Below are 20632 nucleotides of genomic sequence, written 5' to 3'. Positions count from 1 at the left end.
ACACTCGGTAACTTTCCGAACCCGGTCGTTAAGTCCCTTTGCGCTGATGGTACTGCCCTGTGGTGGGGTGGGAGAGTAGGTCGCTGCCACGGTTTTTTGTTGGGGTCGGGGTTGTTCCTTTGGGGGTGGCTCCGGCCCTGTTTTTTTGTGTGCGGGCTTGTGAACATGTGAATAGTGGCATGGTGCCGAATCGAAGATGACACGAAACAGGCCCCGGCTTATTGCTAGGGCCTTGAATGATCCGTGGATGTGTCAGTCGAAGAGTTCGTCTGACGTGGTGGCGGTGACCGCGTGGTCGAACCAGAGGTCGAACCGGTCGAGATCGTTGCAGGAGTCGATCCGTGACCGCCCACGCGCGTTCACGGGGATGTGCCGTCGTTCCAGCAACCGCAGGAGCATGTCACGCTTGGCCAGGACCTGCCCTTCTTCCCGCCCCTGGCCGACGTACTTGCGGGCGAAGTCGCTCTGCCACTCGTAGGTGCCGGTCGCCATGAGTTCCTCTCACACAAGACGTACGTGATCAGGCAGTGGATCGAGTGCGGCCTCGGCTGCCTTGAGGACGGCCAACTCGGGGAGTGCCCGGGCCCGTTCGATGTCGTCGATGACGGGTGTGTTGCTCGGTCCCATCACGGACGGGGTCAGGACGGTGCCGCCCGCCTCGAAGCGGATGGGTTCCCGGGCCCACCGCTCGGTGGCGCTGTCCGGGCAGAGCACCATGAGCTTGACCGGACAGCGGACGATCTCCCAGACCGTGGCCACGTACAGCGGCCAGGAGTAGGGCTTGTTCAGATCCTTCTTGTGCTGGACCTCAGCGATGATCGCCATCTGTTTGGCGCCGCACTCGTCGTACAGGACGACCACGTTGTCGGACTTGAAGGGGACGGGTTTGAGCTTGGTGTGATCGGTGCACCCCAACTCGACCCTTCTGTAGTCCGGGACGGGAAAACCGATGGCATCGCGGAGCATGGTCGGTACGACTTCCGGATTGTTCTGGAAGAGCCGTACCTTGAGTTCGTGGTCGAAACCAGGCATGTCAGAAAGCTATAGGTCGTAAACGCTCTGTGAGTGGCAAACGGGAGGATCACGACTCCAGGGCCAACAGGAACCTCTTGCGGTCCAGACCCCCCGCGTAACCGGTCAGGGCCCCGTCCGCCCCGATCACCCGGTGGCAGGGCACGATGATGCTGATGGGGTTGCGCCCGTTGGCCATGCCGACCGCCCGGGAGGCGGTGGGCCGCCCCAACTCCTGGGCCAGCCGGCCGTAGGACACGGTCTCCCCGTACGGGATCGTGGTGAGCGCGGTCCACACCTTCCGCTGCCACGCGGTGCCCACCGGTGCGAGTTCGAGGTCGAACTCGCGGAGCTTCCCCGCGAAGTAGGCGTTCAACTGGCGCTCCGCCTCCGCGAAGGGGGACGGGTCCTCGGCCCACCCCTCCGGGATCGGGCGCGGCTCGTCACCCCGCTTGCTCCGGGTCCACACGCCGCTGAGGGCCGTCGCGTCGCCGAACAGTGTCAACTCGCCCACCGGCGAGTCCATCGTGGTGAACCGGAACGGGGCCGAGGGCTCGCGGAACCCCTTGCCCGGCAGCCGGTGCGGTGCCCTCGGCTCCTCGAAGTCCAGTGGCAGTGCTGTCTGGTCCATGGCTAGTCCTTCTCTGGAGAGGTCCACAGGAGATGGGTGGCGTACGAGCGCCACGGGCTCCAGGAACGCGCTCCCTCAGCGGAGCCTAGAGCCTTCCGGACGCCCAGGTCCCCGGCGAGGAGCACGTCGGGATCGCCCAGCCCCCGCATGCGGATGTAGTGTGCGGTCCACGGCCCGATACCGCGCAGCCCCAGGAGCCGGTGCTGCGTCTCCTCCCGGTCGCACCCCGGGCCGAGGTCGATCTCCCCCTCGGCGATCGACGCCGCGAGCGTGGTGAGGGTCCGGCCCCGCGTGAGCGGGACGGACAGGCGCGCGGGGTCCGCCGCGGCCAGCGCCTCCGGAGCCGGGAACGTGTGGGTCAACCCGCCGCCGAGGGCCTCCAAGCCCTCGGGGAGCGGGACGCCGTGGTCACGGACGAGCCGCCCGGCGAGGGTCCGGGCCGCCGCGACGGACACCTGCTGCCCGAGAACGGCACGGACGGCGAGTTCGGACGGGTCGACGTGGCCAGGGGAGCGGATTCCGGGGCGTGCGCCGACCAGCGGGGCCAGGAGACCGTCGCCCGCGAAGGTCTCGGCGACCGCGACGGGGTCGGCGTCCAGGTCGAGCAGGGACCGGCAGCGGCGGACCGCGGTGGTGAGGTCGCGCGGCTCGGTCAGGCGCAGGCGGCACCGGACGTAGCCGTCTCCGGCGGAGAGCTCGACGATGCCGACCCCGCGGGGCAGGGCGAGCGTGCGGCGGTAGGTGCCGTCGGCGTACTCCTCGACCCCCGGAACCGCACGCTCTCCCAGGAAGCGGAGCGTGCCGGGAACGTCGCCGGGTTCGCGGTAGGGCAGACGCAGCAGCAGGGCACCGGGGTTCCTCCGGGCCGTGCCGCGCCCGCGCATCCGTGTCGGAGTGCGGTCGAAGACGGCACGCATGGTCGCGTTGAACTGGCGGACACTGCTGAAACCGGAGGCGAAGGCGATATCGGCCATCGGCATAGTGGTCGTCTCCACCAGGACCCGGGCCGTCTGCGCGCGTTCGGCCCGTGCGAGGGCGAGGGGACCCGCGCCGACCTCGGCGGTGAGCAGCCGGTGCAGCTGTCGCTCGCTGTAGCCGACGGCGTCGGCGAGCGCCCCGACCCCGCCGCGGTCCACGGCTCCGTCGCGGATGAGGCGCATGGCCCGCCCGACCGCGTCGGCCCGCAGGTTCCACTCCGGTGATCCGGGCACGCGGTCGGGACGGCAGCGTTTGCAGGCCCGGAAGCCGGCCTCCTGGGCCGCCGCGGAGGAGGGGTAGAAGCGGGTGTTCACGCGTTTGGGGGTGACCGCCGGGCAACTGGGCCGGCAGTAGATCCCCGTGGTGCGCACCGCCGTGTAGAAGACGCCGTCGAAGCGGGCGTCACGGCTGCGTACCGCGCGATAGCGCTGGTCTTCGTCCATCACGCCATCCATGGTGGCCGAAGGCGCACCGGCGGGGCTGGCGGTTTTCGGACGTCTAGTCCACGTGCTCTCTGAGGTAGTCGATGTAGACGGGGCGCAGCGCCTCCTGGACCCCGGGGTCGCTCTCCTCGGCGAGCGCCTCGTACAGGAAGCCCGACGCCTGGGCGACACTCGCCTCACTGACCTCGGTCCTGCCCGACACGGCCTCGGCGGCCGGGATGAGTTTCAGCAGGCGCCAGAAGAAGCGCACGTCCCAGCGCCGCTTCGCGTGCTGGACGGCCCGGTCACGGAGTTCGTCGGTACTGAGCTGCTCGAAGTCGTCCTCCATGACGGGTAGGTACCCGTCTTCGGAAGCGGCCATCCGGCGGCGGGCTGCGTTACTCTTCGGAGGAGACCGCAGTACGGCCCCGCGGGGCCGAAACGGCAGCGAAGGGGTTGTGCCATGGCCGCGAGGGTCCTTGTCGCCAAACCGGGTCTGGACGGACACGACCGGGGCGTCAAGATCGTCGCGCGTGTGCTGCGGGACGCCGGTGTGGAGGTCGTCTACCTCGGTCTGCGCCAGACCCCGGAGATGATCGTGGCCGCGGCCCTGCAGGAAGACGTGGACGCCATCGGGCTGTCGATCCTCTCCGGGGCGCACATGACCCTCTTCGCGCGGGTCATGGAGCTGTTGGGGGAGCACGGCGCCACCGACATCCGGGTCTTCGGCGGCGGCATCATTCCGGACGCCGACGTCGAGGAGCTCGAAGGCCTGGGCGTGGCGAAGATCTTCACGCCCGGGACACCGACCGCCGAGATCGCCGACTGGGTGAGGGAGAACGTGCGTCCAGCGCACGCGGCGTGACCTTCGTCGCACCAAAGCGGAGCGAAACGGACATGGGGCTGTGATTCTTCGTGTCGCTGGTCACATGAATTCCCACGCCGGGGCCGCAAAAGGCGCAGTGGAGCCGGATCCGGCCTGAGGCAACACGCCCCCGGTGTCCGGCGGCCGAATACCGGGCGACTAAGCTTTGCGCATGTCGCGGGTGGCACTCCGCGGCGTTCTCGATCTTCTGAAGCGGCTCAGCCCCCAGGCTGTCCGTCGTGTGACACATGATCAGTGGGTCACAGCCGATCCGGACCAGGCCACCCCGGCAGACACTGAGCCAGCGAGTTACAAGGACGGACCCTCGTGGACCTGTTCGAATACCAGGCGAAGCAACTCTTCGCAGAGTACGGAGTTCCCGTACCCCAGGGAAAGGTGGCGAGCACGGCCGCTGAGGCACGTGCCATCGCTGATGAGTTCGCCGCCGCCGGGAAGCAGCGCGTCGTCGTCAAGGCGCAGGTCAAGACCGGAGGCCGCGGCAAGGCCGGCGGCGTGAAGGTCGCCGACGGTCCCGAGGACGCCCAGGCCAAGGCCGAGCAGATCCTCGGCATGGACATCAAGGGCCACACGGTCCACCGCGTCCTGGTGGAGGAGGCCTCCGACATCGCGGAGGAGTACTACTTCTCCTTCCTCCTGGACCGGGCCAACCGGACCTTCCTGTCGATCTGCTCCGCCGAGGGCGGTGTGGAGATCGAGGAGGTCGCCGAGACCAACCCCGACGCCGTCGCCAAGATCGCCATCGATCCGCTGACCGGTGCCCCGGCGGACGTCGCCGCGGAGATCGCCAAGGCGGGCAAGCTTCCCGAGACCGCCGCCGCGGGCGCAGCAGAGGTCATCACCAAGCTGTGGGACGCCTTCGTGGGCAAGGACGCCACCCTCGTGGAGGTGAACCCGCTCATCCTCACCTCGGACGGCCGGGTGATCGCCCTCGACGGCAAGGTGACCCTCGACGCGAACGCCGAGTTCCGCCAGGACCTCGACAGTCTCGCCGTGGCCGAGGAGGGCGACCCCCTTGAGGTGAAGGCCAAGGAGAAGGGCCTCAACTACGTCAAGCTCGACGGCCAGGTCGGCATCATCGGCAACGGCGCGGGCCTGGTCATGTCCACACTGGACGTGGTCGCCTACGCCGGTGAGGAGCACGGCGGTGTCAAGCCTGCCAACTTCCTCGACATCGGTGGCGGTGCCTCCGCCGAGGTGATGGCCAACGGTCTGGAGATCATCCTCGGCGACCCGGCCGTCGAGAGCGTGTTCGTCAACGTCTTCGGCGGCATCACCGCCTGTGACGCCGTGGCCAACGGCATCGTCCAGGCCCTGGAGCTGCTTGAGGGCCGCGGCGACGACGTCAGCAAGCCGCTGGTCGTGCGCCTGGACGGCAACAACGCCGAACTGGGCCGCCAGATCCTCACCGAGCGCGCCCACCCGGCCGTTCGACAGGTCGACACGATGGACGGCGCCGCCGCACAGGCCGCCGAGCTCGCGGCGAAGTAGGGGACGAAGAAACCATGGCTATCTTCCTGAACAAGGACAGCAAGGTGCTGGTCCAGGGCATGACCGGCTCTGAGGGCACCAAGCACACCCGCCGCATGCTCGCGTCGGGCACCAACGTCGTCGGCGGTGTGAACCCGCGCAAGGCCGGCCAGAAGGTCGACTTCGACGGCACCGAGGTACCCGTGTTCGGTTCCGTGGCCGAGGGCATGGCGGCCACCGGCGCCGACGTCACCGTGATCTTCGTTCCGCCGAAGTTCACCAAGAGCGCCGTCGTCGAGGCGATTGACGCCGAGATCGCTCTGGCCGTCGTCATCACCGAGGGCATCCCGGTGCACGACACCGCCTACTTCTGGTCCTACGCCGGATCCAAGGGCAACAAGACCCGCATCGTCGGTCCGAACTGCCCCGGCCTCATCACCCCGGGACAGTCCAACGCCGGCATCATCCCGGCCGACATCACCAAGCCCGGCCGCATCGGTCTGGTGTCCAAGTCCGGCACCCTGACCTACCAGATGATGTACGAGCTGCGTGACATCGGCTTCTCCACCTGCGTGGGTATCGGCGGCGACCCGATCATCGGCACCACCCACATCGACGCGCTCAAGGCGTTCCAGGACGACCCCGACACCGACGTCATCGTGATGATCGGGGAGATCGGCGGCGACGCCGAGGAGCGTGCGGCGGACTTCATCAAGGAGAACGTCACCAAGCCGGTCGTCGGCTACGTCGCGGGCTTCACCGCCCCCGAGGGCAAGACCATGGGCCACGCGGGCGCCATCGTGTCCGGCTCCTCGGGCACCGCGGCCGCCAAGAAGGAGGCCCTGGAGGCCGTCGGCGTCAAGGTCGGCAAGACCCCCAGCGAGACCGCCGAGCTGGCGCGCGCGCTGTTCTAGGAACAAAGCGCCCGTCCGGGCTCCGTGCTTGCCGCGGCTCCGCCCCGCCACCTCCTCCGGTGGCGGGGCGGAGCCGTCTCTGCCCTCAGCCGCTTTCGACGGAGCCCCGACCGCCCTCCCGGCGGTTGTGCAGGTACTGGCCGACGGCCGGTCCCAGGACGAGCATGCAGAAGAAGCCGAGGAAGACCAGGAAGCCCGTGACGTTGCCGCCGATCAGCGTGGGCAGGCCCCACACGAAGAACAGGAACCCGCCCCAGCCGGCCAGTCCACCGATGTTCACACCGCGCCCCTTCGGGCCGGTGCGCCCGGCGGGGGCCTTCGCGCCCTTCTCGGCTACCGTCCCCCCGTGCGGAGCGGTGATCGAGGCGGGGCGCAGGTGTTCGGGCAGGTCGGAGAAGAGCGGGAGCAGGTCGGCGGACGTGACCGCCCTCAGCGCGGCGTCGGAGCGCGACTCGTGTTCGGCCAGGTCCAGCCGCCCCTCCTCAAGCGCCTTCCGCAGGCCCTCCAGCGCCTCGTCGCGCTCGTCGTCGGACAGGCGGTATCCGTGGTCGGAGCTGGGACCAGCCATCGGCCTTCCCTTCAGGGGATCAGTACAGAGAGCGGGCTTCGGTGTCTAGGACGGCGCGTACCGCGGCGGGGTTCCACCGGCGACACACCCGGCCGGGACTCGGCCGAGCAAACCGGGGCCTGGCAGCATAAGCCGGGTGAGTACGCCAGGATCTCCCCCCGACCGCGGCCGACCCCGGGCGGGCCGTACACGGGTCGACACGCCCCGGGCCCGGACCCACGCCCCCCGCCCGATTTACACGACCGGCGGTATCGCCGCGGCCACCGCCTCGGGTAGCGGGCTGGCCGTGATCGTCACGCTCACGATCGCCGGGTGGGTGGCCGCGCCGCACGCCACGTTCGTGGAGGAGATCGACGAACTCCTCCGCGGTGCCGTGACCGCCTGGCTGGTGGGCCACCGCGTGGGGTTCACGGTGGAGGAGGCGCGGTACGGGCTGCTGCCCATCGGTCTGGTGCTCATCCCCGGCCTGCTGCTGTACCGTTCGGGCCGGTGGCTGGCCCGCACGTGCGAGATCGGACGCCTGCGGCACGTGTACCGGGCCGCTCTGGCGATCGCCGGTCCCTACGCGGCGATCGCGGGCACGCTGGCCCTCCTGGTCCGTACCGAGACCCTGGAGTCCGGCATGGTGTCCGCTCTGGTCATGGGCTTTGCCATCGCTTTCCTCGCGGGAGGGCTGGGGGCGCTGCGGCAGATGATGCTGGAGCGCAGGGTCACCGTCCGCGCCCTGATGGACCTCATACCAGGCAGGGCGCGCTCACTCGCGGTGGGTACGGCGGCGGCGACGGGATCGCTGCTTCTGGGTGGCCTGCTGCTGTTCCTCCTCGCGTTCGCCGTGAACCTGCCGGACGCGGTGGAGGCCACCCGCACCCTCGCCCCGGGGGCGGTGGGCGGCACGCTGTTGCTGCTCATCCAGATCGCCTATCTGCCGAACGCCGCGGTGTTCTCGGTCTGCTACGCGCTCGGCCCGGGGTTCGCGGTGGGCGAGGGGACCGTCGTGGCACCGACGGGAGTGTCGGTGGGGGAGCTGCCGCTGCTGCCCATGCTGGTCGTCCTGCCGGAGAACGGGGCCGCCCCCGCGGTGTCGCTGGCCGCCCTGGCACTCCCCTTCGCCGCGGGGGCGTTCGGAGGGGTGCTGACCCAGCGCAGCGCCCCCGACGTGGTCAGTGAGGCGGCCCCGCTGTGGGGGTTCGTGTGCGGTGTGGCCACGGGTCTCCTATGCGCCGTGCTGGGCTGGCTCGCGGGCGGTCCCATGGGGGCGGAGCGGCTCACCGACATCGGCCCGTCGGCTTGGCAGGTGGGGTTGGTCGCAGCCTTGGAGGTGGGTGTGGCGGCGGCGATCGCCGCCTGGATCGCCAACTGGTGGTACGCGCGCAAGATGCGCCTGGCCGCCACCGGGGCCGGTGGCGGCCAGGAGTCGGCCGAGGCCGAGCAGGGGTCTCCGGGACACGAGCAGTTGAAGCTGTTGGAGGAGGTGCCGGTGGGTGAGGGGTTGGCGACGGTGACGCCGCTGCACCCGCTCGAGGAGGAGTCCGGATCCGGTGAGCCGGAGCAGTCGGAGGCGGAGCGCTTCACGGAGCGGCTGCGGGCGCGGGAGAGGGTCCGCGAGGACCGGGCGGCGGAGCGCGTCGCGCGCAGGGAGGCCCGAAAGGAGTTGCGCGCCCACCGAAAGGAGGAGCGTGCGGCCCGTCGCGTGGCGAAGACCGCCCGGAAGGCGAGGGCGGCCCGGCGCAGCCAGCCCCTGGAAGAGCCCGAGGAGATGTACGGCATCACCTACGAGGCCGACCCGGACGAGATCGACAGCCCGCAGAGATGAGCTCCCACTCCGCCCCTCCTGACCCGGGCAGGGGCCCGCCGCACGCGGCTGACCCCGGCCCGGGTCAGCCTCCGGACGCGCCCCTGCTGCCCGGGGCGAAAATCGCGTTGACCAGTTCGGTGCACCACGCCAGCAGTTCCAGGTCGCGCAGCGGCCTGCCACCGATACCGCCGGCCTTGGGCACCGGGACGAGCAGTGTCCTCGTGGTGTCCTTGAGCACCGACTTCGGGTACATCCGGCGCAGCCGCAGCTCCTGTGATTCGCGCAGCTCCACCGGGGAGAACCGGATCTGCTGGCCCTGGAGCACCACATCGGTCAGCCCCGCCGATTTGGCCAGCACCCGGAACCGCGCCACCGCCATGAGGTTGTCCACCGGTTCGGGCGGTGTGCCGTACCGGTCGGTGAGCTCCTCGTAGGCGGCGAGGATGTCCTGTTCGTCGCTGACGCTGGCGATGTGCTTGTAGGACTGGAGCCGCAGCCTCTCGCCCGGCACGTAGTCGTGCGGGATGTGCGCGTTGATGGGCAGTTCCACGCGTGTCTCGACCTCTTCGGCGGTCTCCGGTCCGCCCTTGAGCTCGGCCACGGCCTCACCGACCATGCGCACGTACAGGTCGAAGCCCACGCCCGCGATGGTTCCGGACTGCTCCGACCCCAGGATGTTGCCCGCGCCGCGGATCTCCAGGTCCTTCATCGCCACGTACATGCCCGCTCCGGTCTCGGTGTGCTGGGCGACCGTGGCCAGGCGTTCGTAGGCGGTCTCGGTGAGCGGCCGCTCCGGCGGGTACAGGAAGTAGGCGTAGGCCCGCTCCCGGCCCCGGCCCACCCGGCCGCGCAACTGGTGGAGCTGGGACAGACCGTAGGTGTCGGCGCGGTCGATGATGAGGGTGTTGGCGTTGGGCACGTCCAGACCCGACTCGACGATGGTCGTGGAGACCAGCACGTCGAAGTTCTTCTCCCAGAAGTCGACCATCACCCGTTCGAGCTGCTGCTCGTTCATCTGCCCGTGGGCGAAGGCCACCCGGGCCTCGGGAACCAGGCGCTTGAGTGAGGCGGCCACCCGGTCGATCGAGGCCACCCGGTTGTGCACGAAGAACACCTGGCCCTCGCGCATCAGTTCGCGGCGGATCGCGGCGGCGATCTGCTTGTCCTCGTAGGGCCCCACGAAGGTGAGCACCGGGTGGCGCTCCTCCGGCGGGGTGAGGATGGTGGTCATCTCCCGGATGCCGGTCATCCCCATCTCCAGGGTGCGCGGGATCGGCGTGGCCGACATGGCCAGCACGTCGACCTGGGTGCGCAGCCGCTTGAGCGCCTCCTTGTGCTCGACGCCGAAGCGCTGCTCCTCGTCGATGATGACCAGCCCCAGGTCCTTGAACCGGGTCTGGTCGGACAGCAGCCGGTGCGTGCCGATGACGATGTCGACCTCGCCCGCGCGCAGCCCCTCCCGGGTCAGCTCCACCTCGCCGTCGGTCTGGAACCGCGACATCGGTTTCACGGTCACGGGGAAGGACGCGTACCGCTCGGTGAACGTGGACATGTGCTGTTGCACCAGGAGGGTGGTGGGTACCAGGACGGCGACCTGTTTGCCGTCCTGCACCGCCTTGAACGCGGCGCGCACCGCCACCTCGGTCTTGCCGTAGCCGACGTCGCCGCAGATCAGCCGGTCCATCGGGACCGACCGGGACATGTCCTTCTTGACCTCTTCGATCGCGGCGAGCTGGTCGGGCGTCTCGACGTAGGGGAAGGCGTCCTCCAGCTCCCGTTGCCAGGGGGTGTCTGGTCCGAAGGGGTGGCCCGGGGAGGCCTGCCTGGCCGAGTAGAGCCGGATGAGGTCCCCGGCGATCTCGCGGACCACCTTGCGGGCGCGGCTCTTGGTCTTGCTCCACTCGGCACCGCCCATCTTGGACAGGGTCGGTGCCTCGCCGCCGACGTAGCGGGTGACCTCGCTGAGCTGCTCGGTGGGCACGAACAGCCGGTCGCCGGGCTGGCCGCGTTTGGAGGGGGCGTACTCGATGAGCAGGTAGTCGCGGGTGGCGCCCTGGATCTTCCTGCTGACCATCTCCAGGTAGCGGCCCACGCCGTGCTGCTCGTGCACGACGTAGTCGCCGGGCTTGAGCTGGAGCGGGTCCACGGTGCCCCGGCGCCGACTGGGCATGCGGCGCATGTCGCGGGTGGAGGACCTCTGCCCGGCCAGGTCGGTCTCGGTGAGCACCACCGTGCGCACCGACCTCAGCAGGAAGCCGTGTTCGACCAGCCCCGTGGTGACCGTGGCGACGGCCGGAGCGGGGGGCTCGGACAGGTCGGTGGAGAGCGTGGCGCCCAGCCCCGTGTCCCGCAGCATCGCCACGAGCCGTTCGGCGGGCCCGTGCCCCTGGGTGACCATCACGACGCTCCAACTGTCGTGGAGCCAGCCCTTGACGTCGGCCAGGGCGCGCTCGGTGTCGCCCCGGTAGGACTCGGCTGGTGAGGCACCCACGATCACGGAGTCGTCCTCCTCGGCCCGCGCGGGGTCCCCGGAGTCGAAGGGGGTCAGCCCCCACCAGGGGAGCCCCAGCCCGTCGGCCGTGGAGCGCAGGTCGGCGATGGACATGTAGGCCGACGCGCCCAGGTCGATGGGGGCCTCGCCGCCGGAGGCGGCGTTGATCCAGGAGGCGTCGAGGAATTCGGCGCTGGTCGCCTCCAGCTCCACCGCGCGGGTTCGGATGCGCTCGGGGTCGCAGCCCACGATGAGGGCGTTCCCGGGCAGGTAGGAGAAGAACGGCTCCATCCGCTCGGAGAGGACCGGAGCGAACGCCTCCATACCCTCCACCGTCACGCCGTCGGCGATCTTGCCGAGGATCTCGGCGAGAGAGGGGTGCTCCTCGGCCAGGGCGCGGGCGCGTTCGCGCACGGCGTCGGTGAGCAGCAGTTCCCGGCAGGGCGGCGCGAACAGGCCGGAGGCCGCGTCGGTCCCCGGGCTGTCCTCCCTGGGGTGGATGGAGCGCTGGTCGGCGACCTGGAAGTACCGGATGTCCTCGACGCTGTCGCCCCAGAACTCCAGTCGGAGCGGGTGCTCCTCTGTGGGTGGGAAGACGTCGAGGATGCCGCCGCGCACCGCCATGTCGCCGCGTTTCTCGACCAGGTCCACCCGGGCGTAGCCGGTGTCGGCCAGGGCGTCGACGACCCCTTCCAGGGACACCTCGTCGCCCGGGCGGACGCGCACGGGTTCGAGGTCGCCGAGCCCGGCGACCAGCGGTTGCAGGACGCTGCGCACCGGGGCCACGACCACGCGCAGCGGGGACGTGAGCGGGTCGGAGGGGTCGGGGCGGGCCAGGCGGCGCAGGACGGCCAGGCGCTGGCCGACGGTGTCCGAACGCGGGGAGAGGCGCTCGTGGGGCAGGGTCTCCCAGGCGGGGAACTGCGCGACCGAGTCGGCGGGCAGCAGTGACCCGAGTGCGTCGGTGAGGTCGGCGGCCTCTCGTTCGGTGGCGGTGATCGCCAGGACCGTCCGCTCGGCGCCCACGGGGGCGTCGGCGGCGAGTGCGCCCACCATGAAGGGGCGCAGCGCGGCCGGGGCGACGAGGTCGGTGTGGGGATCGCGGCCGCCGCGGGCGGCATTGATCGCGTTGTGCAGGGCCGGGTCCCGGGAGACGTCGGCGAGAAGTCCAGTGAGGCTCATGGCACCAAGCGGAAGAGAGTGGTCCGGCTGCAGGCGTAAGGGTCGCGGCCTGCGTGGCGGAGGGCGGTGATCGGCACGGCCGCCCGTCCCCCTCAGCCTAGCGACTCCGCCGTCGCTGTGCGGGGGGCTGTGGACGACGCCTCGGGGCGCGGCCACCGTCCCCTCCGCGCCGAGGTGGTCGGCGCCTACGGGTGCAAACCTGTGGCGACCTGCTCCTATTCCGTGTGGCCGGACACGGGGCGGGCAGGCCCCGGGCGCGGGCATACGCTGGGTGCGACGTGGACCGCGACAGGGGAGGAAACGCGTGGTGAGTGCCAACGGGCTCGTGAACACGCAGGTCGGTCGGCCGGAAGCGCGGGTCATCACCCCGTCCCGGGACGAGCTCGCGCACCTGGAACTGATCCTCAACGGTGCCTGTCCCCTGCCCGGGTTCATGACCCGGCAGGAGGCGGAGGAGGCGCGCGGGGACGGCCGCCGGTGGCCGGTTCCGGTCACGTTGCGCGTCCCCTCCGAACTCGCCGGCCAGGAGCGGCTGGTCTTGGCGGACCCGGAGGGCTTCCCGCTGGCGGAGCTGGAGGTCGGCGAGAGGTGGCAGTCCGGGGGCGGGCACCGTGTGTCCGGCGAGGTGCGCCTGGTCAACCTGCCCATGGGCGGCGTGCTGCGCAAACTGCGTGCCACCCCGGCCGAGGTGCGCGGCCGGCGTGAGCTCGGGACCTGCGCGGACCGGCCCGTCCTGGCCGTGGTCACCGACCGCCCCCTGCACCACCGTGCCCTCCACCAGATCCGTGCCGAGGCCGAGGCGCTGGGGCAGGCGGAGCTGCTGGTGCTCATCGACGCGCCGTTGGAGGAGGAGGGGCTGGCACCGGCGGCGCTCGCGGCCGAGCCCCTGCTGCCGGCCCACACCCGGTTCGTCGTGTGCACGCTGCCGCGCTCCGAGGCGCGGTCGCGGGGTGCGCTCGGCGGCCGGTGGGACGCCCGCGACGTGGCCTTGGCCGCGCACGTGGCCTCCGCCTACGGGGCGACGCACCTGCTGGTGGAGGCGGGGGCGGCCGGTGCCGACACCGACGGTGCCGCGGCGTTCGACCCGCCGGTGGTGCTGGTGTCCCCCCAGCCCTGGTGCTACGACACGGACACGGCCGCGTGGCGGCCCGAGGCGGAGGCGGCGGAGGGGTCCCGCCGGGCCGAGCCCGGCGACACCGAGGTGGAGGAGGAGTTGGCGCACGGGAGGGCGCTGCCCTCATGGTTCACACCCGCGAGGGTGGGAGCCGAGTTGGCCCGGCTGCGTCCGGCGCGGACCCGGCGGGGGCTGACCCTGCTGTTCACGGGTCTGTCGGGGTCGGGCAAGTCGACCATCGCCGGGATGGTGCGGCAGGGGATCCGCAGGGCCGGGCGCACCGTCACGCTCCTGGACGGGGACGTGGTGCGGCTCATGCTCTCCAAGGGGCTCACCTTCTCGCGGGAGGACCGCGAGATGAACGTCCGCCGCATCGGTTACGTGGCCTCGGAGATCACCCGGCACGGCGGTGTGGCCGTGTGCGCGCCGATCGCCCCCTACGCCGCGAGCCGGGCCGAGGTCCGGTCCATGGTGGAGGAGTTCGGCGACTTCTTCCTCGTGCACGTGGCGACGCCGCTGGAGGTGTGCGAGGCCCGCGACCGCAAGGGCCTGTACGCCAAGGCCAGGGCAGGGGAGATCCCGGAGTTCACCGGGGTGTCCGACCCCTACGAGGAGCCGGACGACGCCGACATGGTGCTCCACACGGTCGGCGAGGACCCGCACGAGTCAGCGGCCCGGGTACTGGCCGCGCTGCGCGAGGGCGGCTGGCTGCCGGAGCGGGAGTGAGGGCCGCGGGGAAGAGGGGTGCGCCACCCGGTGGCACGCGATCCTATGCTGGAGCCATGGACACCGGGTCGGAGACCATGCGGCGGGACCGGGACGAGGGGACGGCGGACACGGGCAGAGGTGGTCGGACCGCTGCCCCGCGGCGCGGGGCCGGGTTCGTCTCCCCCCAGGAGTTCGCTGCTGTGCCACGGACCGCTGCGGGCGTCGGCCCCGAGACCTTCCGTGCTGACCAAGAGGCCGCGGCCGATCCCCGTACGGAGTCCCCCTGTGCCCGCTGGCCCTTCGGGGCGGGGCCGGGAGGCGCCGGGCGGCGGCGTCGCGGTGGCACGGCGATCCTGTGAGGAGAACGGTTGACCACCACGGAAGAGCTCGGAAACGGCCAGGCACCCGGACAGCGGCTGCTGCGCCTGGTCGAGGTGATGGACACCCTGCGGCGGGAGTGCCCCTGGGACGGTGAGCAGACCCACGAGTCGCTGGCCAAGTACCTGATCCAGGAGGCCTACGAGACCCAGGAGACCATTGAGCGGGGCGAGGTGTCCCTCCTGGCCGAGGAGCTGGGCGACGTCCTGCTCCAGGTGGTCTTCCACGCCGCGATCGCCGCGGAGCGGCCCGAGGGCGACCCAGAGCGCTTCACCGTCGACGACGTGGCCGACGCCATCATCGACAAGATGGTCCGCCGTCACCCGCACGTGTTCGGCGGGGTGGAGGTGTCGGGGGCCGACGAGGTCAAGAGCAACTGGGAGGCCATCAAGGCCGCCGAGCGCGCCGCCAGGGCCAGGGCGGCCGGCGGTACCGGGGAGAACTCGGTCCTGGACGGTGTTCCCTTCGCCCAGCCCGCGGTGCTGCTGGCCGAGGAGCTCCAGCGGCGCGCGCTGCGCAACGGGGTGCCCGCCGACCTGGTCGCCGACGACGGTGGTGAGGGCGGCGGGCTGTTCGCGGCGGTGGCCGCCGAACGGGCCCGGGGCCGCGACACCGAGGCCGACCTGCGGGCGGCCTCGCGCAGGTTCGACGCCCGGGTGCGTCGGGCCGAGGAGGCGGCTCGGGCCCGGGGGCGCGACCCCCGCACGCTCTCCGAGGACGAGTGGCGGGGCTACTGGGAAGGCTGAGGCCGCGTGCGCAGCCGCGGGGCAAGCAGGTCTAGACCATTTCGGCCGGGTGGACGCGCGCCCCCGGGGCCGGATCGCTACGCTCGTGTGCGGATCCTGAACCTTCAGGTCCGACCGACCCCGAGAAGACGGAGAAAGACCTTGGCGTCCATCGAGTCAGTACAGGCACGGGAGATCCTCGACTCCCGCGGCAACCCGACGGTCGAGGTCGAGGTTCTGCTCGACGACGGCACCCTCGCCCGCGCCGGCGTCCCCAGCGGTGCCTCCACCGGCCAGTTCGAGGCTGTGGAGCTGCGCGACGGAGGGGACCGCTACGGAGGCAAGGGCGTGACCAAGGCGGTCCAGGCCGTCAACGGCGAGGTCCTCGACGTGCTGAGCGACCACGACGCCGACGAGCAGCGCCTCATCGACCAGGCGCTCATCGACCTGGACGGTACCCCCGACAAGTCCCGGATCGGCGCCAACGCCATCCTCGGTGTCTCCCTGGCGGTGGCGCGGGCCGCCGCCGACGAGGCCGGCCTGCCCCTGTACCGGTACGTCGGGGGCCCGAACGCGCACGTGCTGCCCGTGCCGATGATGAACATCCTCAACGGCGGTGCCCACGCCGACAGCAACGTCGACATCCAGGAGTTCATGGTCGCGCCGATCGGTGCGTCGACCTTCTCCGAGGCCGTCCGCTGGGGTGCCGAGGTATACCAGGCCCTCAAGGCGGTCCTGAAGTCGCACGGCCTGGGTACCGGCGTGGGCGACGAGGGCGGCTTCGCCCCCGACCTGGAGAGCAACCGCGCGGCGCTGGACCTCATCGTCGAGGCGATCCAGAAGGCCGGCTACACCCCGGGCCAGGACATCGCGCTCGCCCTGGACGTGGCGGCCACCGAGCTGTTCTCCGACGGCGTCTACACCTTCGAGGGTGAGAAGCGCTCCTCCGAGGCCATGGCCGCCTACTACGCCGAGCTGGTGGAGGCCTACCCGCTCGTGTCGATCGAGGACCCGCTCGACGAGGAGGACTGGGAGGGCTGGAAGCGGCTCACCGAGACCCTCGGCGACAAGGTCCAACTGGTCGGCGACGACCTGTTCGTCACCAACCCCGAGCGGCTCCAGCGCGGTATCGACGCCGACACCGCCAACTCGCTGCTGGTGAAGGTCAATCAGATCGGTACCCTCACCGAGACCCTGGACGCGGTCGGCCTCGCCCAGCGCAGCGGCTACACGGCGATGATCAGCCACCGCTCCGGCGAGACCGAGGACACCACGATCGCCGACATCGCGGTGGCCACCAACGCCGGGCAGATCAAGACCGGTGCTCCGGCGCGCAGCGAGCGTGTGGCCAAGTACAACCAGCTTCTGCGGATCGAGGAGGACCTCGGCGGCGCTGCCGTGTACGCGGGCGTGTCGGCCTTCCCGCGGTTCACCGCGCGCGGCTAGTCTGCCCCAGTGCCGCGCGAACCCAGCCAAAGACCTCCGAAGGCCCCCGAGGGTGCCCGAGCCGACGGTTCGGGCGGGAGGACTGCCTGGAGTCCGCGCGGCACCGCGGTCGAGAGGGGCCGCACCCGCCGGGTGCGGCCCATGCTCACCAGCCGGGCGGCGATCCTGGCGGTGGTGGTGTGCGTGATCGCCCTCAGCCTCGCCTATCCGCTGCGCGAGTTCATCCTCCAGCGCTCGCAGATCGCCGAACTCCGTGATCAGCAGGCCCGCATGGAGGAGAGCGTGGGCGAGCTCCAGATCAGGGAGGACGAGCTCGTCCGCGACGAGTACGTGGAGCGCGAGGCGCGTACTCGGCTGCACTACCAGTACCCCGGTGAGACCGCCTACATCGTCATCCGGCCCGACGGCGAGGAGGCGGGCCCGGGTGAGGCCGAGCCGGACACCCCGTGGTTCACGACCCTGTGGGACTCCGTGGAGGAGGCCGACGACCCCTCGCCTGACTTCGGCCCCTGACCGGCGCGGGGCGCGGCGGCGGTAGGCTTGGGCCGCCATGACTTCCGCAGACCAGCCCGCTCCCGGGCAGCACGAGAACGCCCAGGGCGGCACCGGTTCCCCGGGCCCGGTGGCGGGGCGCGACGCCGCCGCTGTCGAGCTCCAGTTGGGCCGCTCGCCGCGCGGCCTGCGCGGGGTTGCCCACCGGTGCCCTTGCGGCCTCCCCGACGTGGTGCGCACCGCGCCGCGCCTGGAGAGCGGTGAGCCGTTTCCGACGCTCTACTACCTGACCTGCCCGCGCGCGGCCTCCGCGATCGGGCGGCTGGAGAACGAGGGCCGGATGCGCCGGATGCAGGAGCGCCTGGGTGAGGACGCCGGGCTCCGGGACGCCTACACCGCGGCGCACGAGTCGTATCTGGCCCAGCGCGCCGAGCAGGCGCGTCTCGACGGCGTCGAACCGCTGCCCGAGGGCATGCAGAGCACCGGCGGCATGCCGACGCGGGTCAAGTGCCTGCACGCGCTGGTCGCCCACGAGCTGGCGGTTCCGGGTGTCAACCCCTTCGGGGCCCAGGCACTGGAGGAGCTGCCAAACTGGTGGGACCGGGGGCCGTGTGTGTGCGTGGAGGACGGAGCGCCCGCGGGCGACGGAGGGGACGTTTCATGAGCGGTGTCGCGGCCATCGACTGCGGAACCAACTCGATCAGGCTGCTGGTCTGCGAGGTCGTGCGCATCGGCGGAGACGAGGTCGAGGTGGTCGACGTCGACCGGAGGATGGAGATCGTCCGCTTGGGTGAGGGTGTCGACGAGACGGGGGTGTTCTCGCCCCAGGCCTTGGAGCGCACCTTCGAGGCGCTGCGCGGGTACGCCGAGGCGCTCCGGGCGCACGGCATCGAACCGGGTCCGGAGTCCGTGCGTATGGTGGCGACGAGCGCCACGCGCGACGCGGGCAACCGCCAGGAGTTCGTTGACGGTGTCCGAGAGATCATCGGGGTCGAGCCCGAGGTGGTCACCGGTCTGGACGAGGCGGAGCTGTCCTTCGTGGGGGCCACGGCCGAACTCGGGGGCGGCGACGAGTTGGAGACGGGTGTGTTCGCCCCGCCGTTTCTGGTGGTGGACATCGGTGGCGGCTCCACCGAGTTCGTCCTGGGCGGTACGGACGGCGAGCTCGTCCGCGCCGCGGTGTCGGTGGACATCGGTTGCGTGCGGATGACGGAGCGGCACCTGCGCTCCGACCCGCCCACGCCCGAGCAGGTCGCGGCGGCCACCGCCGACATCGACGCCGTGCTGGACGAGGTGGAGCGGACCGTTCCGCTGCGCGAGGCCGGTTCGGTGGTGTGTGTGGCGGGGACGGCGACCACCGTCGCGGGGATAGCGCTCGGGCTGCCCGAGTACGACGCGGAGCGGATCCACCATGCCAGGGTCGAGGTCGGTGACCTGGAGCGCATCACGGCCGACCTCCTCGCGTCGACGCACGGGGAGCGGGCGCAGATCGGGGTCATGCATCCGGGCCGTGTGGATGTGATCGGCGCGGGGGCCCTGGTGCTGTCCCGGCTGCTCGCCCGTACGGGCGCGGACCACTTCACCGCGAGTGAGCAGGACATCCTCGACGGTGTGGCCTGGAGCCTGGTGTGACGGCGGGGGGCTGAACCGGCTCTTCCCAGGGCCGGGGAGACCACGCTGGGTGAGACGTGTCACTTGAGGAACTGCTTGTGAAAGCATTCACAACCCTCTGACCTGCGGAGACTTCGCAGGTATGGGTCGGGTGGTGGTGAGAAGGTGATCGGATGTGAACCTTCTCGTCGGTAGTCGCTTGTGAAAGAATGCACAAGTAATACAGACGTAACGCACCAAGGGTTCGACACGAGTGCGATCCGGGCGAAGGGCTCGTAGCGCTCCTCGCGAACGTGGGCAAGGAAGTCGAAAGACACCGTTAGGGCGGATATGCGATGACCGAGAGCAGGAACTACCGGCTGGTACACGGCGGCGGGGACGAAGCGGAGATCCCGCACGTCCTCATCGTCGGCGGCGGTTACCTCGGGATGTACACCGCGAGGCGGCTGGAGAGGAAGCTCGGTGCCGGTGAGGCCCGTATCACCGTGATCGACCCGAACTCCTACATGACCTACCAGCCCTTCCTGCCCGAGACCGCGGCCGGCAGCATCTCCCCGCGCCACGTGGTCGTCCCCCTGCGCAAGGTGTTCGACCGGACCCGTGTCCTGGGCGGCCGCGTCGTGCGCATCGATCACGCCGAGCGCACGGTCCGCTACGAACCCAACGTGGGCGAGTCCGAGACCATCCGCTACGACTACATCGTGATGGCGGCCGGCGCGATCTCGCGCACGCTGCCCATCCCCGGCCTGGCCGAGTGCGGGATCGGGATCAAGACCGTGGAGGAGGCCGCCTACCTCCGCAACCACGTCTTGGACCAGCTCGCCATCGCCGACTCGACCGAGGACGAGGAGATCCGAGCCAAGGCGCTGAACTTCGTCTTCGTGGGCGGCGGGTTCGCCGGGGCCGAGGCCATCGCCGAACTGGAGGACCTCGTCCGCGACGCGGTCCGCATCTACAGCTCGATCGACCTCGAGGACGTCCACTTCTACCTCATCGAGGCCGCGGACAAGATCCTGCCCGAGGTCGGTCCGGAGGTCGGCACCAAGGCACTCAACCAGCTTCGGCGCCGCGGCATCGACGTCCGGCTCAAGACGTTCCTGGAGTCGGCCGAGAACCAGCGGATCAGGCTCAGCGACGGTACCGAGTTCGACGCGGGCACTCTGGTGTGGACCGCCGGTGTCAAGCCCAGCCCGGTCGTCGCCGCCAGCGACCTTCCCCTGGGGCCCAAGGGCCACATCGACACCAGCGAGTACCTCACTGTCAACGGCGTGGAGAACGCCTTCGCCGGAGGCGACAACGCCCAGGTGCCCGACGGCAACGGCGGCTACTACCCGCCCAACGCCCAGAACGCGGTCCGCCAGGCCCCGGTCCTCGCCGACAATGTGATCGCCGCGCTCCGGGGCGGCCAGGCCAAGGCCTACCGCCACAAGAACCTCGGTGCGGTCGCCGGGCTCGGCCTGCACAAGGGCGCCGCGCAGCTCTTCGGCGTGGTCAAGCTCAACGGCCGCCTCGCCTGGTACGCCCACCGCGCCTACCACCTGTACGCGGTTCCGACCTTCAACCGGAAGATGCGCGTCCTCGCCGACTGGACGCTCGCCTTCCTCCTGCGCCGTGACTTCGCCGCGCTTCCGGAAATGGTGGAGCCGCGCCAGGCGTTCGAGGAGGCCAGCCAGACGCAGGTCGAGGACGGCCGCCTCCGCAGGGTCAGCTGATCCGGGACAGCGTATACGCACGAAACAGCCGGCTTCCCCCGGGAGTCGGCGGTTTCGTGTCCTATTCCGGCCAACTTCCGGCAAAGTGGTCAATCGCCCCG

18 protein-coding genes are annotated in these 20632 nt (G+C 70.8%); 11 read left to right on the top strand and 7 right to left on the bottom strand.

Features of this window, described 5'->3' with window-relative positions; genetic code table 11:
* Positions 1–252: 252 nt before the first annotated feature.
* Genes B042_RS0114840 through B042_RS0114820 form a run of 5 tightly spaced genes read right to left on the bottom strand, consistent with a single transcriptional unit; the run spans position 253 to position 3424 of the window.
* Complete coding sequence (locus B042_RS0114840) at positions 253–492, bottom strand: hypothetical protein (RefSeq protein ID WP_028648971.1); 240 nt, start codon at positions 490–492, stop codon at positions 253–255.
* Between the two features lie 9 nt (positions 493–501).
* Complete coding sequence (locus tag B042_RS0114835) at positions 502–1032, bottom strand: hypothetical protein (RefSeq protein ID WP_028648970.1); 531 nt, start codon at positions 1030–1032, stop codon at positions 502–504.
* Between the two features lie 49 nt (positions 1033–1081).
* Positions 1082–1642 carry a methylated-DNA--[protein]-cysteine S-methyltransferase gene (locus B042_RS0114830; protein WP_036555149.1) on the bottom strand — a complete coding sequence of 187 codons (561 nt, stop codon included), beginning with the start codon at positions 1640–1642 and terminating at the stop codon, positions 1082–1084.
* 2 nt (positions 1643–1644) lie between these two features.
* Positions 1645–3063: an AlkA N-terminal domain-containing protein gene (locus tag B042_RS0114825; RefSeq protein ID WP_081748800.1), complete on the bottom strand. Its 1419-nt coding sequence runs from the start codon at positions 3061–3063 to the stop codon at positions 1645–1647.
* Between the two features lie 55 nt (positions 3064–3118).
* The gene (locus B042_RS0114820) at positions 3119–3424 is read right to left on the bottom strand and encodes a hypothetical protein (RefSeq protein WP_231494100.1); all 306 of its coding nucleotides are present in this window, start codon (positions 3422–3424) and stop codon (positions 3119–3121) included.
* 81 nt (positions 3425–3505) lie between these two features.
* On the opposite strand from B042_RS0114820, the gene B042_RS0114815 reads away from it, so the two are divergent.
* The 3 genes from B042_RS0114815 (at position 3506) to sucD (ending at position 6309) form a co-directional block, all read left to right on the top strand.
* The gene (locus tag B042_RS0114815) at positions 3506–3907 is read left to right on the top strand and encodes a cobalamin B12-binding domain-containing protein (RefSeq protein ID WP_028648966.1); all 402 of its coding nucleotides are present in this window, start codon (positions 3506–3508) and stop codon (positions 3905–3907) included.
* Positions 3908–4234: 327 nt separating this feature from the next.
* Positions 4235–5416: an ADP-forming succinate--CoA ligase subunit beta gene (gene sucC, locus B042_RS0114810; protein ID WP_028648965.1), complete on the top strand. Its 1182-nt coding sequence runs from the start codon at positions 4235–4237 to the stop codon at positions 5414–5416.
* A 14-nt stretch (positions 5417–5430) separates the two neighbouring features.
* A complete protein-coding gene (sucD, locus tag B042_RS0114805) occupies positions 5431–6309 on the top strand; it encodes a succinate--CoA ligase subunit alpha (RefSeq protein ID WP_028648964.1) in 879 nt (292 codons plus the stop codon).
* 85 nt (positions 6310–6394) lie between these two features.
* Here sucD and B042_RS0114800 read toward each other — a convergent pair whose 3' ends face one another.
* Entirely contained in the window at positions 6395–6877 is a 483-nt protein-coding gene (locus tag B042_RS0114800) for a DUF1707 domain-containing protein (protein WP_028648963.1), read from the bottom strand.
* 136 nt (positions 6878–7013) lie between these two features.
* Between B042_RS0114800 and B042_RS0114795 the strand changes: the two genes are divergently transcribed.
* Positions 7014–8690: a DUF6350 family protein gene (locus B042_RS0114795; RefSeq protein WP_028648962.1), complete on the top strand. Its 1677-nt coding sequence runs from the start codon at positions 7014–7016 to the stop codon at positions 8688–8690.
* 64 nt (positions 8691–8754) lie between these two features.
* On the opposite strand, the gene mfd is transcribed toward B042_RS0114795, so the two are convergent.
* Complete coding sequence (mfd, locus tag B042_RS0114790) at positions 8755–12345, bottom strand: transcription-repair coupling factor (RefSeq protein ID WP_028648961.1); 3591 nt, start codon at positions 12343–12345, stop codon at positions 8755–8757.
* Positions 12346–12649: 304 nt separating this feature from the next.
* On the opposite strand from mfd, the gene cysC reads away from it, so the two are divergent.
* The 7 genes from cysC to B042_RS0114755 all read left to right on the top strand — a co-directional run bounded on the left by cysC (position 12650) and on the right by B042_RS0114755 (position 20531).
* Positions 12650–14185: an adenylyl-sulfate kinase gene (cysC, locus tag B042_RS0114785; protein WP_028648960.1), complete on the top strand. Its 1536-nt coding sequence runs from the start codon at positions 12650–12652 to the stop codon at positions 14183–14185.
* 419 nt (positions 14186–14604) lie between these two features.
* A complete protein-coding gene (locus tag B042_RS0114780) occupies positions 14605–15291 on the top strand; it encodes a MazG family protein (protein WP_081748802.1) in 687 nt (228 codons plus the stop codon).
* A gap of 141 nt (positions 15292–15432) precedes the next feature.
* Entirely contained in the window at positions 15433–16716 is a 1284-nt protein-coding gene (eno, locus tag B042_RS0114775; protein WP_028648958.1) for a phosphopyruvate hydratase, read from the top strand.
* A gap of 141 nt (positions 16717–16857) precedes the next feature.
* On the top strand, positions 16858–17229 hold the full coding sequence (locus B042_RS0114770) for a septum formation initiator family protein (protein WP_028648957.1): 372 nt from the start codon (positions 16858–16860) through the stop codon (positions 17227–17229).
* A gap of 37 nt (positions 17230–17266) precedes the next feature.
* Positions 17267–17872, top strand: coding sequence for a DUF501 domain-containing protein (locus tag B042_RS23310; RefSeq protein WP_036555145.1), 606 nt, complete (start codon positions 17267–17269; stop codon positions 17870–17872).
* Positions 17869–18840 (top strand): Ppx/GppA phosphatase family protein, encoded by a 972-nt coding sequence (locus B042_RS0114760; protein WP_028648956.1) that lies wholly within the window; start codon positions 17869–17871, stop codon positions 18838–18840. The genes B042_RS23310 and B042_RS0114760 overlap by 4 nt, the downstream gene beginning before the upstream one ends.
* Positions 18841–19154: 314 nt before the next feature.
* Positions 19155–20531 carry an NAD(P)/FAD-dependent oxidoreductase gene (locus B042_RS0114755; RefSeq protein WP_028648955.1) on the top strand — a complete coding sequence of 459 codons (1377 nt, stop codon included), beginning with the start codon at positions 19155–19157 and terminating at the stop codon, positions 20529–20531.
* The last annotated feature ends 101 nt before the right edge of the window (positions 20532–20632 follow it).

The sequence above is a fragment of the Nocardiopsis sp. CNT312 genome, from assembly GCF_000515115.1.
Classification (GTDB): Bacteria; Actinomycetota; Actinomycetes; order Streptosporangiales; family Streptosporangiaceae; genus Nocardiopsis.
This window is presented reverse-complemented; position numbering and strand designations above follow the sequence as displayed.

Coding starts and splice junctions, on each gene's coding strand:
- B042_RS23310 (WP_036555145.1), top strand. CDS start 17,267: ATGACTTCCGCAGACCAGCCCGCTCCCGGGCAGCACGAGAACGCCCAG.
- B042_RS0114835 (WP_028648970.1), bottom strand. CDS start 1,032: ATGCCTGGTTTCGACCACGAACTCAAGGTACGGCTCTTCCAGAACAAT.
- B042_RS0114815 (WP_028648966.1), top strand. CDS start 3,506: ATGGCCGCGAGGGTCCTTGTCGCCAAACCGGGTCTGGACGGACACGAC.
- B042_RS0114825 (WP_081748800.1), bottom strand. CDS start 3,063: ATGGACGAAGACCAGCGCTATCGCGCGGTACGCAGCCGTGACGCCCGC.
- sucD (WP_028648964.1), top strand. CDS start 5,431: ATGGCTATCTTCCTGAACAAGGACAGCAAGGTGCTGGTCCAGGGCATG.
- B042_RS0114820 (WP_231494100.1), bottom strand. CDS start 3,424: ATGGCCGCTTCCGAAGACGGGTACCTACCCGTCATGGAGGACGACTTC.
- mfd (WP_028648961.1), bottom strand. CDS start 12,345: ATGAGCCTCACTGGACTTCTCGCCGACGTCTCCCGGGACCCGGCCCTG.
- B042_RS0114800 (WP_028648963.1), bottom strand. CDS start 6,877: ATGGCTGGTCCCAGCTCCGACCACGGATACCGCCTGTCCGACGACGAG.
- B042_RS0114830 (WP_036555149.1), bottom strand. CDS start 1,642: ATGGACCAGACAGCACTGCCACTGGACTTCGAGGAGCCGAGGGCACCG.
- B042_RS0114780 (WP_081748802.1), top strand. CDS start 14,605: ATGGACACCCTGCGGCGGGAGTGCCCCTGGGACGGTGAGCAGACCCAC.
- B042_RS0114770 (WP_028648957.1), top strand. CDS start 16,858: ATGCTCACCAGCCGGGCGGCGATCCTGGCGGTGGTGGTGTGCGTGATC.
- B042_RS0114755 (WP_028648955.1), top strand. CDS start 19,155: ATGACCGAGAGCAGGAACTACCGGCTGGTACACGGCGGCGGGGACGAA.
- B042_RS0114760 (WP_028648956.1), top strand. CDS start 17,869: ATGAGCGGTGTCGCGGCCATCGACTGCGGAACCAACTCGATCAGGCTG.
- B042_RS0114840 (WP_028648971.1), bottom strand. CDS start 492: ATGGCGACCGGCACCTACGAGTGGCAGAGCGACTTCGCCCGCAAGTAC.